The sequence below is a fragment of the Streptomyces daghestanicus genome (genome assembly GCF_020521275.1).
GTDB classification, from domain to species: Bacteria; Actinomycetota; Actinomycetes; order Streptomycetales; family Streptomycetaceae; genus Streptomyces; species Streptomyces griseoviridis.
Map to the genome: position 1 here is coordinate 1,148,057 of NZ_BNDX01000016.1, position 14,481 is coordinate 1,162,537.

A 14,481-nucleotide genomic window follows, 5' to 3' on the forward strand; every position below is an offset into this window, starting at 1 on the left:
CCTACCCTTGATCGCCATGACTTCCACACCCGCCTCGGACACCCCGGCCACCACCACGCGCGTGCACGTGGTCAGCGACGTGCACGGGAACGCCCGGGACCTCGCCCGGGCCGGCGAGGGCGCGGACGCGCTGATCTGCCTCGGGGACCTGATCCTCTTCCTCGACTACGCCGACCACTCGCGCGGCATCTTCCCCGACCTGTTCGGCGAGGAGAACGCCGACCGGATCGTCGAGCTGCGCACCGCCCGCCGGTTCGCCGAGGCCAAGGAGTTCGGGGCCCGGCTGTGGGCCGGCGTCGACGGGGACCGCGCCGCGGTGCTGGAGAAGGCGGTGCGCAAGCAGTACGCCGAACTGTTCGCCGCGTTCCCGGCCCCCACGTACGCCACCTACGGAAATGTCGACATGCCGACACTCTGGCCGGAGTACGCCCGCCCCGGCACGACCGTGCTCGACGGCGAGCGCGTCGAGATCGGCGGCCGGGTCTTCGGCTTCGTCGGCGGCGGCCTGCAGACCCCCATGCGCACCCCCTTCGAGATCAGCGACGAGGAGTACGCCGCGAAGATCGAGGCGCTCGGCGAGGTCGACGTGCTCTGCACCCACATCCCGCCGGAGGTGCCCGAGCTGGTCTACGACACGGTGGCGCGGCGCTTCGAGCGCGGCAGCCGGGCGTTGCTCGACGCCATCCGGCGCACCAGGCCCCGGTACTCCCTCTTCGGCCACGTCCACCAGCCGCTGGTGCCGCGGATGCGGATCGGGGCGACCGAGTGCGTGAACGTGGGGCACTTCGCCTCGACCGGGCGGCCGTGGGTGCTGGAGTGGCGGTCGACGGGCGAGGGGTGACGCCGGAGCGGCCGTCGCGGAGGGAGAGCAGGGGGAGGGCGGGGCGGCGGTCGCGCAGGCAGGGGTGACGGCGGGGCCGGCGCCGCGCGGTAGCCTTCACAGCGCACGCACGCGTGCGCGACGACTGCGACGACTTCCCGGAGCCACCGCGCGTACGTGCCTGCGACGACTTCCAACCGGCCCGCACCTGGAGGAGCCACGGCGATGGCGGAACACACCAGTTCGAGCATCACGATCGAGGCCGCCCCGGCCGACGTCATGGGGGTGATCGCCGACTTCGCCCGCTACCCGGACTGGACCGGTGAGGTGAAGGAGGCGGAGGTGCTCGCCACCGACGCCCAGGGCCGCGCCGAGCAGGTCCGCCTGGTCATGGACGCCGGCGCGATCAAGGACGACCAGACCCTGGCGTACACCTGGGCCGGGGAGAACGAGGTCTCCTGGACGCTGGTGAAGTCCCAGATGCTGCGCTCCCTCGACGGCTCCTACCTGCTCAGGCCGGCCGGGACCGGCACCGAGGTCACCTACCGCCTCACCGTCGACGTCAAGATCCCGATGCTCGGCATGATCAAGCGCAAGGCCGAGAAGGTCATCATCGACCGGGCGCTGGCGGGGCTGAAGAAGCGGGTGGAGACGGGCGCCGCGTAGCCCCGCGGGCGAGCGCCGGGACACCGGCCGGGGCGGAGGTACCGTTCAGCCCTATGCGCACCCTCCTGATCATGGGCGCGGGCGGCAGCGGCCGGACGACCCTCGCCGCCGCCACCGCGCTCACCGCCGCCCGGTCCGGCACCCGCACCCTGCTGCTGGGCGCCGACCCCGAGGACACCCTCGGCGCCGCCCTCGGGGTGGCCACCGGCCCCGCGCCGGCCGCCGTCGAGCCCGGGCTCACCGCCTGGCGGCCCGACGCCGCCCGGGGCTTCCGGGACGGCCTCGCCGCCCTCCAGGACCGCGCCGCCTCCGCCCTCGGCCTGCTCGGCGCCGCCCGCCTCGACCCCGAGGAACTGACCCCGCTGCCCGGCGCCGGGGAACTGGCCCTGCTGCGCGGCCTGCGCGACGCCGCCCTCGCCGAGGAGCACGACCTCCTCGTCGTCGACCTCCCGCCCGCCCCGGCGGCCCTCGCCCTGCTCGCGCTGCCCGCGGAACTCCGCCGCTACCTGCGCCGCCTGCTGCCCCCCGAACGGCAGGCCGCCCGCGCCCTGCGCCCCGTCCTCGGCCGCCTCGCGGGCGTCCCCCTGCCCACCGAGGCGCTCTACGAGCACGCCGCCCGCTGGGACCTGGAACTCGCCGCCGCCGAAGCCGTCCTCACCGACCGGAACACCGTCGTCCGGCTGGTCGCCGAGCCCGGCCCGGCCGGTGCCGACGCCGTCCGCGCCACCGCCCTCGGCCTCGCCCTGCGCGGGCTGCCCGTGGAACGGCTCGCCGCCAACCGCGTACTGCCCGAGGACACCCCCGCCGACGGCTGGCTCGCCGGGCCCGTGGCCCAGCAGCGCAAGACCCTGGAGGAGTGGCAGGGCGTCCACGACGTCCACCCCGTGCCGCACCTCGGCCGGGACCCGCGCGGCACCGACGACCTCGCCGCCCTCGCCCTGCCCGGCGTCCGCCCGGACACCGCCCCCGTGGAGTGGCCCGTGCGCGACCGGCTCGCCGAGGACGGCGTCCTGGTCTGGGAGATCCCGCTGCCCGGCGCCACCCGGGACGGGCTCGACCTGGTCCGGCGCGGCGACGAACTTGCGGTCGCGGCCGGCCCCTTCCGCCGCATCGTCCCGCTGCCGTCCGCGCTGCGCCGCTGCACGGTGGAGGGGGCCGCGCTGCGCGAGGGGCTGCTGAGCGTGCGGTTCGCGCCGGACCCGCGGTTGTGGCCGGGTGAGCGGTGACGGCGGAGACGGGGGAGGCCGCGGCTCCGCGAGCGGGGGCGCCGGCGAGGGGTGACGACGGCGCGGCTGTGGTTCCGTGCGCGCCGGGCGGGGGGTGAGGGCGGTCCCGCGAGCGCCGGCGGGCGACGGCGGTCCCGCGAGCGGTGAACCGGTGACGTCCGTTCGGGTAACGTCGTAGGGACGAACCGTAGTCAGGAGTCCGTCATGAGCGAACAGCTCCCGCCGCCCGACGCAGACGGCGACGCGGCGGCCGAGAAGGAGCGGGCGGCCCGGCAGGAGCGGGTGGCCGACGCCGACGCCTGGGCGACGGCGGCCGCCGAGGACCTGGCCGCCGAGAAGGCCCGCCGCCGCGCCGCCCACGGTCCGCCCCCGGGCTCGGCCGCCGAGGAACTGCGCCGCCTGGTCGACACCGTCGCCGACAAGCTGTCCGGTCTCCCGGCGCCTCTGTTCGGACCGGTCGCCGGGACGGCCGCCCAGCAGGTGGTCAAGCAGGTCGTCCAGCAGGCCAAGGCCGCCGTCGAGCCGGTCATCGAGCGCAACCCCGATGTCTTCGACCACCTCGCGGCGGCCGGTGGCGAACTGCTCGCCGCGTACCGCTCGGCCGTGCAGAACCAGGAGCGGCGCTGGACCACCGGCGCGACCGCCCCCCGCGACGCCGCCGACGCCGCCGGCGACACGGACCCGCCCGGTGACGACGGGGGCGAGGGCACGGGTCCGGGCCAGCGCATCGACCTGGACTGACGGTCCCCGGCGACGGCGCCTCGGGTACGGTTGCCCCTAGCGGGGCTCGACCGAAACTGAGGGATTCATGGGACTCACCATCGGCGTCGACATCGGCGGCACGAAGATCGCGGCCGGCGTGGTCGACGAGGAAGGCAACATCCTCTCGACGTTCAAGGTGCCGACCCCCACCACGCCCGAGGCCATCGTGGACGCCATCGCCTCGGCGGTGGAGGGAGCGCGCGCCGGGCACGAGATCGTCGGCGTGGGCATCGGCGCGGCCGGTTACGTCAACCGGCAGCGCTCCGAGGTCTACTTCGCGCCGAACATCGACTGGCGCAACGAGCCGCTGAAGGAGAAGGTCGAGGCCCGCGTGGGCCTCCCGGTCGTCGTGGAGAACGACGCCAACGCGGCCGCCTGGGGCGAGTACAGGTTCGGGGCCGGCAAGGGCCACCGCAACGTCATCTGCATCACCCTGGGCACCGGCCTCGGCGGCGGCATCATCATCGGCAACAAGCTGCGCCGCGGTCACTTCGGCGTGGCCGCCGAGTTCGGCCACATCCGGATGGTGCCGGACGGCCTGCTGTGCGGCTGCGGCTCGCAGGGCTGCTGGGAGCAGTACGCCTCCGGCCGCGCCCTCGTGCGCTACGCCAAGCAGCGCGCCAACGCCACCCCGGAGCGCGCCGAGGTGCTCCTCGGCCTCGGCGACGGCACCGCCGACGGCATCGAGGGCAAGCACATCTCCATGGCCGCCCGGCAGGGCGACCCGGTCGCCGTCGACTCCTACCGCGAGCTGGCCCGCTGGGCCGGCGCGGGCCTGGCCGACCTGGCCTCGCTCTTCGACCCGTCGGCGTTCATCGTCGGCGGCGGGCTGTCGGACGAGGGCGACCTGGTCCTCGACCCGATCCGCAAGTCGTACAAGCGCTGGCTGGTCGGCGCCCACTGGCGGCCGGTCGCCGACGTGATCGCGGCCCAGCTCGGCAACAAGGCCGGCCTCGTCGGCGCGGCCGACCTGGCCCGGGAGCCCGACCCGATCATGTGATCGAGGCGGGAGTGCGTGCCCTCAGGGGCGCGGGGAGCTGCGCGACAGGCCACGACGAACCCGGCAGTCGCCCACGATCCTCGCGCCCGTGTGCGGGGGGCGGGGGCGTACATTGATCGACATGCCGTCGCTCGACAACCTCCCCGACTCCCGGACGGAACCCGACGGTTCCGCCGTCGTCCGCGTCCTGAGCTACAACATCCGCTCGCTGCGCGACGACACCGACGCCCTCGCCCGCGTCATCACCGCCTGCGCCCCCGACCTGGTCCTGCTCCAGGAGGCTCCCCGCTTCTTCCGCTGGCGCAAGAAGCTGGCCCGCCTCGCGGCCGCCTCCGGCCAGGTGATCCTCTCCGGCGGCGGCACCGCCGCGGGCCCCGCGCTGCTGTGCTCCCTGCGGGCCACCGTGGAGCGCACCGAGGACGTGCTGCTCCCGCTCACCCCCGGCCTGCACCGCCGCGGCCTCGCCACCGCCGTCGTCCGGTTCGGCAAGGCCCGCGTCGGCGTCCTGAGCTGCCACCTGTCGCTCCAGAAGGACGAGCGGTACGAGCAGGGCGGTCTGCTCCTCGACCGCCTCGCCGGCCTCGGTGCCCCGCACGCGATCGCCGGCGGCGACCTCAACGAACGCCCCGACGGCCCCGCCTTCCGGCGGATCGCCAAGGACCTCCAGGACTGCTGGGCCACCGCGCCCTGGGGCGGTGAGCACACCTCGACCCCCGCCGACCCGCACCAGCGCATCGACGCGATCTTCGCGACGCCCGGTGTGGAGGTGCTCGGCTGCGGCGTGCCGCGCGGCCTGCCCGGCGTCACCGAGGGCGACCTGAGGGCGGCCACGGACCACCTCCCGGTCCTGGCCGCCCTCAGGATTCCCGCCGGCGCCTGAGGTCAGACGACCGCGCCCCGGCCGGGGTCGTCGTCCTCCTCGTCGTCCGTCCGCATCCGCGTCACCAGCGTGGCGAAACCGCCCAGGAAACCGCCGATGCACAGGGTCGTCAGCCACCAGGTCATGTCCCAGCCCAGCAGGACGGCGACCAGCAGCAGGAGCGGGCCGCCGAGCACCCCGAGCCAGGCGAACCGGGCGGTGGTGTCGCCCTGCGGCAGCGGCGGCGGCTCGGGCGGCACGAAATGCCCCTCGTCGTCCGCGCCGAGATCGTCCTCCGCGGGCTCGGCCAGGCCGTGGTCGCGCGGGCCGATCCCCGGGGCGAAGGCGACCGAGCTGCCCAGCGGCTTGGCCGGGGCCGGCTCCTCCGGGGGCTTCGCGGCCCCGCCGTCGTCGGTCCCGTTGGTCTCCGGCTCCAGCAGGGCCAGGTCCTCCACGGACTTGAACGGCTTGGCGCCGGGCGGGTCCGGCGGTTCCTCGCCGTACCCGGCGACGATCGCGGCCCACGCGGCGTCCTCGTCGAACGGCACGTGCTGCTCCTGCGGGACACCGCTGCCGGTGCCCTCACGCTCACCGCGCTCACCGCGTTCACCGCGCTCCTCGCGGTCCTCGCGGTCGGAGTCGTGCTCAGCCACCTGCGGCCGTCCCTTCCTTGCCGAGACCGGGCTCCGGCTCCTTGACGAGACCGGGGGCGAGCCGGGCGACGAAGGAGACGCTCTCCGCGCAGATCCGGTCCGCGTCGTGGTCCAACGTCGCCACGTGGTAGCTCTGTTCCAGCAGGATCTCCGTGACGTCCGTGGACGAGACCCGGCTGAGGACGCGGGCCGCGTCGGCGGGCGGCACCACATGGTCGCGCGGGCTGCGCATCAGCAACAACGGCTGGGTGACCTGCGGCAGTTCCCGGTCGACGACCCGGAAGAACCGGCGCAGGGAGTACGCCGCGTGCAGCGGCACCCGGTCGTACCCCAGTTCGGCACTGTTCGGCTTGGCGATGTCGCTGGCGATGCCCTTCGTGGCCCGTACGACATGGCGGACCACCGGCAGCGCGTGCGGCGCCAGGCCGTGCATCCGGTTGGCCGGGTTCACCACCATGACCCCGCTCACCGCGTCCCCGTGCCGGGCGGCCAGCCGCAGCGCCAGCGCGCCGCCCATGGAGAGCCCCGCCACGAAGACCCGGGCGCACCGCTCCCGCAGCGCGCGCAGCTCGCGGTCGACCTCGGCGTACCAGTCGGGCCAGCCGGTGAGCTGCATGTCCTCCCAGCGCGTGCCGTGCCCGGGCAGCAGCGGCAGCGCGACCGTCAGCCCGCGGTCGGCCAGGTGCCGGGCCCAGGGCCGCAGCGACTGCGGAGAACCGGTGAAGCCGTGGCAGAGGAGGACGCCGACGTCCCCGCCCTCGTGGCGGAACGGCTCGGCGCCGGGAAGGACCGGCACGTCTCGGACTCCTGTTCGTTAAGGGGCTGGCGCGGCTGACCCGTCGCGGGCGGCTACTTCACCGTACGCGACCGCACGGACACCGACCAGGGCCGTAGGCCCCTTTGACGGTGCTCCGGGTTATGGTCTGTCCGACACACACAGGAGGCACTCGGTTGTTCTACGGCGCGATGAAGGTCACCGTCGGCGGTTCGCTGAAGCTCGCCTTCCGCCCATGGGTGGAGGGGCTGGAGCACATTCCGGCCACCGGACCCGCCATCCTGGCCAGCAACCACCTGTCCTTCTCCGACTCGTTCTTCCTGCCGGCCGTCCTCGACCGCAAGGTCACCTTCATCGCCAAGGCCGAGTACTTCAACACCCCGGGCGTGAGGGGGCGGCTGACCGCCGCCTTCTTCAAGGGCGTCGGCCAGCTCCCGGTGGACCGCTCCGGGGCGCGCGGCGCCGGTGAGGCCGCGATCAAGAGCGGCATAGAGGTACTGGAGCGCGGCGAGCTGTTCGGCATCTACCCGGAGGGCACCCGCTCGCCCGACGGCCGGCTCTACCGGGGCAAGCCGGGCGGCCTGGCCCGCGTGGCCCTCGCCACCGGTGCGCCCGTCATCCCCGTCGCCATGATCGACACTGAGAAGATCCAGCCGCCGGGCAAGGTGGTGCCCAAGCTGATGCGGCCCGGCATCCGCATCGGCAAGCCGCTGGACTTCGCCCGCTACCAGGGCATGGAGCACGACCGCTTCGTACTGCGCGCGGTGACCGACGAGGTCATGTACGAGATCATGAAGCTCTCCGGCCAGGAGTACGTCGACATGTACGCGACCGCCATGAAGCGGCAGCTCGCGGAGGCGGCGAAGGCCGAGAAGGAAGCGGAGAAGGAGGCGGCCAGGGCGGAGAAGGAGGCCAGGGCCGCCCTCGCCCGCGCCGAGAGGGAACAGGCCGAGAAGGAGCAGGCCGAGAAGGAGCAGGCCGAGCAGCGGGCCGCCGGGGAGCGGACCGCCGCGGGGCGCGAGGCCGGTGAGCGCGAGACCGGGACGCGCGAGGCCGGTGAGCGCCGGACCGGGGCGCGTGACGGGGACCAGAGCCCCGGGTCCTGACCGGACCCGGACCGGGGGGTGGGGGAGATGACCAGTCGGGAACGGGTCATGCGGATGTCGGTCGAGCAGCCGCTGTGGCGCGCGCTGACCGCGTACCGCGTGCTCGCCGTGGTGTACGCGATCGGCCTCTTCGCCACCGCCTACGGCCACTTCGTCCGCCCCTGGCTCGCCCTCGGCTACTACGCCGTCCTGGTGGCCTGGACCCTCGCCACCCTGCCCCGCGTCGCCAACGCCGCCGCCTGCACCAAGCGGTTCCTCGCCGTCGACCTCGCCGTCGCCCTCACCGGCATCCTGATCACCCCGCTCGCCGACGACCCCGGGCGCATCGCCTCCGGCGGGCCGACCCTGCCGTCGATATGGACCGCCGGCGCCGTCCTCGCCTTCGCCGTCAAGGGCGGCTGGCGCTGGGCCGCCGTCGCCTCCACCCTCGTCGCCGTCGCCAACCTGATCGAGCGCGGCAGCCCCGCCCGCGACACCGTGCACAACGTGGTGCTGGTCTGGGTCGCCTCCATCGCCATCGGCTATGTCGTCGAGGTCGCCCGCGCCTCCGAGCGCACCCTCGCCCGCGCCCTGGAGATCGAGGCGGCGACGCGCGAGCGGGAGCGCCTGGCCCGCGACATCCACGACAGCGTCCTCCAGGTCCTGGCCATGGTGCAGCGGCGCGGCGCCGTCCTCGGCGGTGAGGCGGCCGAGCTGGGCCGGATGGCCGGCGAGCAGGAGATCGCCCTGCGCACCCTCGTCTCCGGGGGCCTGGTCCCCGTCTCCCGCATCTCGGAGGACGCCGCCGAGGGCGCCCTCGTCCGGGCCGTGGACGAACCCGAGGCCGAGGACCCCGGCGTCCCCGCCGACCTGCGCGCCCTGCTCGCGCCCTACGCCGGCGCGCGGGTCAGCCTCGCCGAACCCGGGGCGCCCGTCGAACTGCCCCGGGCGGCGGCCCGCGAGGTCGCGGCGGCCGTCGGCGCCGCCCTGGACAACGTCCGCGCGCACGCCGGTGACCTCGCCCGCGCCTGGCTGCTGATCGAGGACGAGCCCGACGAGGTCGTCGTCACCGTCCGCGACGACGGCCCCGGCATCCCCGAGGGCCGCCTCGCCGAGGCCGAGGGCGAGGGCCGGATGGGCGTGGCCCTGTCGATCCGGGGCCGGCTGCGCGACCTCGGCGGCTCGGCCGACCTGATCTCGGTGCCCGGCCAGGGCACCGAGGTCGAACTGAAAGTACCGAAGAACGCGCGCGTCACGGACGTGACGCGGCCACGGGGGAAGGCGGCAGGACATGGCTGAGCGGCACGAGCCGGCCGGGGAGATCAAGGTCATGGTGGTCGACGACCACCCCATGTGGCGCGACGCCGTCGCCCGTGACCTGGCCGAGTCCGGTTTCGCGGTGGTCGCCACCGCGGGCGACGGCGACCAGGCCGTACGCCGGGCCCGGGCCGCCGCGCCCGACGTCCTCGTCCTCGACCTCAACCTGCCCGGCAAACCCGGCGTCCAGGTCTGCAAGGAGGTCGTCGCCGCCGACCCCCGCGTACGCGTCCTGGTGCTCTCCGCGAGCGGTGAGCACGCCGACGTGCTGGAGGCCGTGAAGTCCGGCGCCACCGGCTACCTGCTGAAGTCCGCCTCCACCGGGGAACTGCAGGACGCCGTCCGCCGCACCGCCGACGGCGACCCCGTCTTCACCCCGGGTCTGGCCGGACTCGTCCTCGGCGAGTACCGCCGCCTCGCCTCCGAGCCGGCCCCCGCCCCCGACACCGGCGCACCCGGCGCGCCCCGCCTCACCGACCGGGAGACGGAGGTGCTGCGCCTGGTCGCCAAGGGCCTCAGCTACAAGCAGATCGCCGAGCGCCTCGTCATCTCCCACCGCACCGTCCAGAACCACGTCCAGAACACCCTCGGCAAGCTCCAGCTCCACAACCGCGTCGAACTCGTCCGGTACGCGATCGAGCGGGGCCTGGACGACGCCTGACCCGCCCGCCCCGGCCCGGCGGGGTGCCGTCCGGCCGAGCGGCACCGCCTCGCCGGGCCCCCTATATTCGGGAGCACCAGCCCAGCGAGACGGGAGCGGCCCTCGTGGAGATCCTCGCCTTCGGAGTGCAAGCCGACGAGCAGCCCCTCATCGAGCGGGCCTTCGCGGGCCGCGCCGAGGTCCGCTGCCTGGACGTCTTCCTCAACGAGGACACCGCCCCCATCGCCGCCGGGCACGAGATCGTCTCCTCCTCCGTCAACGCCGACCTCGGCGCCTCCGTCCTGGAGATCCTCAGCGCCGGCGGCACCCGGATGGTCGCCCAGCGCTCCACCGGCTTCAACAACATCGACCTGGAGACCGCCGAGCGCCTCGGCCTCACCGTCGCCCGGGTGTCGTCCTACTCCCCGTACTCGGTCGCCGAGTTCGCCTGGGCGCTCGCCCTGGCCGTCGACCGCCGTGTGGTACGCGCCTCCAACCGCACCCGCGACTTCGACTTCCGCCTCCAGGGCCTGATGGGCCGCGACCTGCACGGCCGCACCGCCGGTGTCCTCGGCACCGGCAGGATCGGCGCCGCCTTCGCCCGCATCGCCCACGGCTTCGGCATGCGCCTGCTCGGCTGGGACGTCACCGAGAACCCCGCCTGCCGGGAGCTGGGCATGACGTACGTCCCCAAGGACGAGCTGCTCGCCGAGTCCGACCTGCTCACCCTGCACGTCCCCCTCATGCCCGGGACCCGGCACCTGATCGACGCCGCCGCGCTGAAGGCGATGCGCGACGACGCGATCCTGGTCAACACCAGCCGCGGCGGCCTCGTCGACACCGCCGCCCTCGTCGGAGAGCTGCGCGCCGGCCGCTTCACGGGCGTCGGCCTGGACGTGTACGAGGCGGAGGCGGGCCTGTTCTTCCTCGACAAGTCGCTCACGGCCGTCGAGGACGACACCTTGGCCCGCCTCGTCACCTTCCCGAACGTCCTGGTCACCTCGCACCAGGCGTACTACACCGAGGACGCCGTCGGGCAGATCGTCGACGCCACGGTGGGCAACGTCCTGGACTACCGGGCCGGCCGCCGCTCCGAGAACGTGCTCGTGCCGCGCAGCTGACCCACCAGCTCCCGCACCACCGCGGCGCCGTTCAGCGACAGCACCGACTCCGGGTGGAACTGCACGGACGCGAAGCCCGGCCCGCGCAGCGCGTGCACCTCCCCGTCCGCCGACCGGCTCACCTCGACGCCGCGCGCCGCCAGCTCCTGGTACGCCGCGCCGTCGCAGCGTGCCACGAAGCTGTTGTAGAAGCCGACGGTCTCCGCCCTCCCGAACAGGTCGATCTCCGTCTGCGCCCCCTGGTACGGCACGGCCTTGCGTACGATGTCCAGCCCCAGCTCCGCCGCGATCAGCTCATGCCCGAGGCAGACCCCGAGCACCCCCTCCCGGCGGTCGCGCAGCACCTCGGCGGTGAGCGAGCGCAGCAGCCGCATCTTGGGATCGCCGAGGTCGGCGGGGTCGCCCGGCCCCGGTCCCAGCACCACCGGCCCGTCGTCGTGCCCGAGCACCGCCGCGCGCAGCCCGGGGTCGTCGTAGCGCCGGACGGTGACGTCCAGCCCGCCCGAGCGCAGCACGTGCGCCAGCATCGCCGTGAAGGTGTCCTCCCCGTCGACGACCAGCGCGTGCCCGGTCAGCTCCCCGGACGGCTCCCGCATCCGCAGCCAGAACGGCGCGAGCGACGCCCGGCGCCCGTCCAGCGCGGCCCGCACCCGGGGATCGTCGGCGAGCTTCGGCCGTACCCCCTCCGCGCGCGGCCGTCCGGGCCGTACGCCGAGGGCGGTGAGCACCCCGGCCGCCTTGGCGTGGGTCTCCGCGACCTCGCCGGCCGGGTCGGACCCCCGGACCAGCGTCGCCCCGACCGGCATCCGCAGCCGCCCGGCCGCGTCGATGTCGGCGGTCCGGATCAGGATCGGCGAGTCGAGGGTCTGCGCCCCGCCCGCGTCCCGTCCGATCAGCGCGAGGGCGCCCGCGTAGTAGCCCCGCCCGCCGTTCTCGTGCCGCTCGATGACCCGGCAGGCGTTCTGCACCGGCGACCCGGTCACCGTCGCCGCGAACATCGTCTCCCGCAGGACCTCCCGCACGTCCAGCGAGGACTTCCCACGCAGCTCGTACTCGGTGTGCGCGAGGTGCGCCATCTCCTTCAGCCGCGGCCCGACGACGACCCCGCCCCGGTCGCCGACGGTGCACATCATCTTCAGCTCCTCGTCGACCACCATCGACAGCTCCTCGATCTCCTTGGCGTCGGCGAGGAAGTCCAGCAGGTGCTCGGGCGTCGGCCCCCCGGCGGGATAGCGGTACGTCCCGCTGATCGGGTTCATCACGACCGTGCCGCCGCTCATCCGCACATGCACCTCGGGGCTCGCCCCGACCAGCGTCCGCTCCCCGGTGTGCACGACGAACGTCCAGTACGCGCCCCGCTCGCCCGCCAGCAGCCGCCGGAACAGGGCCAGCGCGTCGGCCCGCCCGAACCCCGGGACCTCGCCCCGGTAGGTCCGCCGGATCACGAAGTTGGCGCCCTCGCCCCGGCCGATCTCCTCGTCCAGCACCCGCCCGACGATCGCGGCGTACTCCTCGTCCCCGACGTCGAAGCCGCCGCCCTCGACCCGGACGGCGTGCGCGGGGAGCTGTTCCAGGGCGGCGTCGAGCGGGATGCCGTACCGCTCCTCGGGGGTGAGTGCCAGCAGCGGGGTGCCGTCGTCGCGGACGTCGAAGCCGCGCTCCCGGATCTGCCGGAAGGGGATCAGGGCCAGGCAGTCGTCGGGCAGGCCGGCGAGCCGGTCGTACTCCGCCACCGGCCCGAGCAGCAGCTCCACCGTCTCCTGGTCGTGGCCCGGGGTGCGGCGGCGCAGCAGGGCGAACGGGCGGGGGTCGTCGAGCAGGTCGAGCAGGTCCATGGGGCGTCGTGGTCCTTCTGTGAAGGAGAGACGGACCCGGAGCCGGAAAACACCGAAGGCCGCCTCTCGGGCGGCCTTCGCGAAGTCGTGGGTACGCGCAGTCAGCGGGCCGCCGGAGGAGCGGTCCACCACCAGTTCTGGGTCGAGTGCGCGAACATGCGCCGCACCCTACCGCACTCCGCGGAGCGTATCCATCGTCTCAATTTCTGGGCACCGGCCGGAGGCCCCCACCGCACCCCGTAATGTTGAGGCCGTGACCGTGAACGCGAAGACCAGCGCGAGCGCTGGCAACACCTGGCGAGACCTGCCCGCGGCGCAGCAGCCCGAGTACCCGGACACCGAGGCCCTGCGCGCAGTCGTTGCGGAGCTGGAGTCGTATCCGCCGCTCGTCTTCGCGGGCGAGTGCGACCAGCTGCGCGCCCGGATGGCGGCCGTCGCCAAGGGCGAGGCGTTCCTCCTCCAGGGCGGTGACTGCGCCGAGGCGTTCGACGCGGTGTCGGCCGACCACATCCGCAACAAGCTGAAGACGCTCCTCCAGATGGGCGCCGTCCTCACCTACGCCGCCTCCGTGCCGGTCGTGAAGGTCGGCCGGATCGCGGGGCAGTACTCCAAGCCGCGCTCCAAGCCGACCGAGACCCGCGACGGCGTCACGCTGCCGACGTACCGGGGCGACTCGGTCAACGGCTTCGCCTTCACCGAGGCCGACCGCATTCCCGACCCCGAGCGGCTGAAGCGGATGTACCACGCGTCCGCCTCCACGCTGAACCTGGTCCGCGCCTTCACCACCGGCGGTTACGCCGACCTGCGCCAGGTGCACGCCTGGAACCAGGACTTCGTGAAGTCCTCCCCGTCCGGCCAGCGCTACGAGCAGCTCGCCCGGGAGATCGACAACGCGCTGAACTTCATGCGGGCCTGCGGCACCGACCCGGAGGAGTTCAAGACCGTCGAGTTCTACGCCTCCCACGAGGCGCTGCTCCTCGACTACGAGTCGGCCCTCACCCGCGTCGACTCCCGCACCGGCCAGCTCTACGACGTCTCCGGGCACATGGTGTGGATCGGTGAGCGCACCCGGCAGCTGGACCACGCGCACATCGAGTTCGCGTCGAAGATCCGCAACCCGATCGGCATCAAGCTCGGCCCGTCCACCACGGCCGAGGAGGCGCTCCAGTACATCGAGCGCCTCGACCCCGAGCGGGAGCCCGGCCGGCTGACCTTCATCGTCCGGATGGGCGCCGACAAGGTCCGCGACAAGCTGCCCGAGCTGATCGAGAAGGTCACCGCATCCGGCGCCACCGTCGCCTGGGTGACCGACCCGATGCACGGCAACACCTTCGAGGCGGCCTCGGGCCACAAGACCCGCCGCTTCGACGACGTGCTCGACGAGGTCAAGGGCTTCTTCGAGGTCCACAAGGCGCTCGGCACCCACCCGGGCGGCATCCACGTGGAGCTGACCGGCGACGACGTGACCGAGTGCGTCGGCGGCGGCGACGAGATCTTCGTGGACGACCTGCACCAGCGCTACGAGACGGCCTGCGACCCCCGGCTGAACCGCAGCCAGTCGCTGGACCTGGCGTTCCTGGTGGCGGAGATGTACCGGGACCAGTGAGGAGTGCCCGTTCGCGGGCGTGAATGGGGCGCGGGTCACATGCGATCCGCGCCCCTCTCCCTTTTACGTCACCTGCGGGATGGGTAAGGTTAGGTTTGCCTCACCGGCGCAGTCGG

Annotated in this window: 15 protein-coding genes; 11 read left to right on the forward strand and 4 right to left on the reverse strand. The window is 74.0% G+C overall.

What is annotated here, in order from left to right:
* Positions 1–16: 16 nt before the first annotated feature.
* From Sdagh_RS31830 to Sdagh_RS31855, 6 genes are all read left to right on the forward strand, one after another.
* Positions 17–841: a metallophosphoesterase family protein gene (locus Sdagh_RS31830; RefSeq protein WP_189413522.1), complete on the forward strand. Its 825-nt coding sequence runs from the start codon at positions 17–19 to the stop codon at positions 839–841.
* Between the two features lie 204 nt (positions 842–1,045).
* On the forward strand, positions 1,046–1,486 hold the full coding sequence (locus Sdagh_RS31835) for an SRPBCC family protein (RefSeq protein ID WP_189413524.1): 441 nt from the start codon (positions 1,046–1,048) through the stop codon (positions 1,484–1,486).
* A 53-nt stretch (positions 1,487–1,539) separates the two neighbouring features.
* Positions 1,540–2,712 (forward strand): ArsA family ATPase, encoded by a 1,173-nt coding sequence (locus Sdagh_RS31840; protein ID WP_189413526.1) that lies wholly within the window; start codon positions 1,540–1,542, stop codon positions 2,710–2,712.
* A gap of 204 nt (positions 2,713–2,916) precedes the next feature.
* A complete protein-coding gene (locus Sdagh_RS31845) occupies positions 2,917–3,453 on the forward strand; it encodes a DUF5304 family protein (protein ID WP_189413528.1) in 537 nt (178 codons plus the stop codon).
* Between the two features lie 67 nt (positions 3,454–3,520).
* The gene (locus Sdagh_RS31850) at positions 3,521–4,474 is read left to right on the forward strand and encodes an ROK family glucokinase (protein ID WP_189413537.1); all 954 of its coding nucleotides are present in this window, start codon (positions 3,521–3,523) and stop codon (positions 4,472–4,474) included.
* 121 nt (positions 4,475–4,595) lie between these two features.
* Entirely contained in the window at positions 4,596–5,354 is a 759-nt protein-coding gene (locus tag Sdagh_RS31855) for an endonuclease/exonuclease/phosphatase family protein (protein ID WP_190008139.1), read from the forward strand.
* Between the two features lie 2 nt (positions 5,355–5,356).
* Here Sdagh_RS31855 and Sdagh_RS31860 read toward each other — a convergent pair whose 3' ends face one another.
* On the reverse strand, positions 5,357–5,986 hold the full coding sequence (locus Sdagh_RS31860) for a hypothetical protein (RefSeq protein WP_189413547.1): 630 nt from the start codon (positions 5,984–5,986) through the stop codon (positions 5,357–5,359).
* Positions 5,979–6,782 (reverse strand): alpha/beta hydrolase, encoded by an 804-nt coding sequence (locus Sdagh_RS31865; protein ID WP_189413549.1) that lies wholly within the window; start codon positions 6,780–6,782, stop codon positions 5,979–5,981. Before Sdagh_RS31865 ends, Sdagh_RS31860 begins: the two co-directional genes overlap by 8 nt.
* 170 nt (positions 6,783–6,952) lie before the next feature.
* On the opposite strand from Sdagh_RS31865, the gene Sdagh_RS31870 reads away from it, so the two are divergent.
* From Sdagh_RS31870 to Sdagh_RS31885, 4 genes are all read left to right on the forward strand, one after another.
* Positions 6,953–7,867 carry a lysophospholipid acyltransferase family protein gene (locus Sdagh_RS31870; protein ID WP_226536061.1) on the forward strand — a complete coding sequence of 305 codons (915 nt, stop codon included), beginning with the start codon at positions 6,953–6,955 and terminating at the stop codon, positions 7,865–7,867.
* 27 nt (positions 7,868–7,894) lie between these two features.
* The gene (macS, locus tag Sdagh_RS31875; protein WP_190077366.1) at positions 7,895–9,145 is read left to right on the forward strand and encodes a MacS family sensor histidine kinase; all 1,251 of its coding nucleotides are present in this window, start codon (positions 7,895–7,897) and stop codon (positions 9,143–9,145) included.
* Positions 9,138–9,824 carry a response regulator gene (locus Sdagh_RS31880; RefSeq protein WP_189413553.1) on the forward strand — a complete coding sequence of 229 codons (687 nt, stop codon included), beginning with the start codon at positions 9,138–9,140 and terminating at the stop codon, positions 9,822–9,824. Before macS ends, Sdagh_RS31880 begins: the two co-directional genes overlap by 8 nt.
* A 104-nt stretch (positions 9,825–9,928) precedes the next feature.
* Positions 9,929–10,924, forward strand: a complete 996-nt coding sequence (locus Sdagh_RS31885; protein WP_190077365.1) for a 2-hydroxyacid dehydrogenase — start codon at positions 9,929–9,931, stop codon at positions 10,922–10,924.
* On the opposite strand, the gene Sdagh_RS31890 is transcribed toward Sdagh_RS31885, so the two are convergent.
* Complete coding sequence (locus Sdagh_RS31890) at positions 10,876–12,759, reverse strand: anthranilate synthase family protein (RefSeq protein WP_190077364.1); 1,884 nt, start codon at positions 12,757–12,759, stop codon at positions 10,876–10,878. The two genes, Sdagh_RS31885 and Sdagh_RS31890, sit on opposite strands and share 49 nt — an antisense overlap.
* A 101-nt stretch (positions 12,760–12,860) precedes the next feature.
* Entirely contained in the window at positions 12,861–12,917 is a 57-nt protein-coding gene (locus tag Sdagh_RS37090) for a trp operon leader peptide (RefSeq protein WP_215167924.1), read from the reverse strand.
* Between the two features lie 95 nt (positions 12,918–13,012).
* Here Sdagh_RS37090 and Sdagh_RS31900 point away from each other — a divergent pair, with 95 nt between their 5' ends.
* Positions 13,013–14,365, forward strand: coding sequence for a class II 3-deoxy-7-phosphoheptulonate synthase (locus Sdagh_RS31900; protein ID WP_189413560.1), 1,353 nt, complete (start codon positions 13,013–13,015; stop codon positions 14,363–14,365).
* Positions 14,366–14,481: the final 116 nt, after the last annotated feature.

Bases quoted from the DNA above. Each gene is read 5' to 3' on its own strand.
- Sdagh_RS31830 (WP_189413522.1), top strand. From the start codon at position 17: ATGACTTCCACACCCGCCTCGGACACCCCGGCCACCACCACGCGCGTG.
- Sdagh_RS31835 (WP_189413524.1), top strand. From the start codon at position 1,046: ATGGCGGAACACACCAGTTCGAGCATCACGATCGAGGCCGCCCCGGCC.
- Sdagh_RS31840 (WP_189413526.1), top strand. From the start codon at position 1,540: ATGCGCACCCTCCTGATCATGGGCGCGGGCGGCAGCGGCCGGACGACC.
- Sdagh_RS31845 (WP_189413528.1), top strand. From the start codon at position 2,917: ATGAGCGAACAGCTCCCGCCGCCCGACGCAGACGGCGACGCGGCGGCC.
- Sdagh_RS31850 (WP_189413537.1), top strand. From the start codon at position 3,521: ATGGGACTCACCATCGGCGTCGACATCGGCGGCACGAAGATCGCGGCC.
- Sdagh_RS31855 (WP_190008139.1), top strand. From the start codon at position 4,596: ATGCCGTCGCTCGACAACCTCCCCGACTCCCGGACGGAACCCGACGGT.
- Sdagh_RS31870 (WP_226536061.1), top strand. From the start codon at position 6,953: ATGAAGGTCACCGTCGGCGGTTCGCTGAAGCTCGCCTTCCGCCCATGG.
- macS (WP_190077366.1), top strand. From the start codon at position 7,895: ATGACCAGTCGGGAACGGGTCATGCGGATGTCGGTCGAGCAGCCGCTG.
- Sdagh_RS31880 (WP_189413553.1), top strand. From the start codon at position 9,138: ATGGCTGAGCGGCACGAGCCGGCCGGGGAGATCAAGGTCATGGTGGTC.
- Sdagh_RS31890 (WP_190077364.1), bottom strand. From the start codon at position 12,759: ATGGACCTGCTCGACCTGCTCGACGACCCCCGCCCGTTCGCCCTGCTG.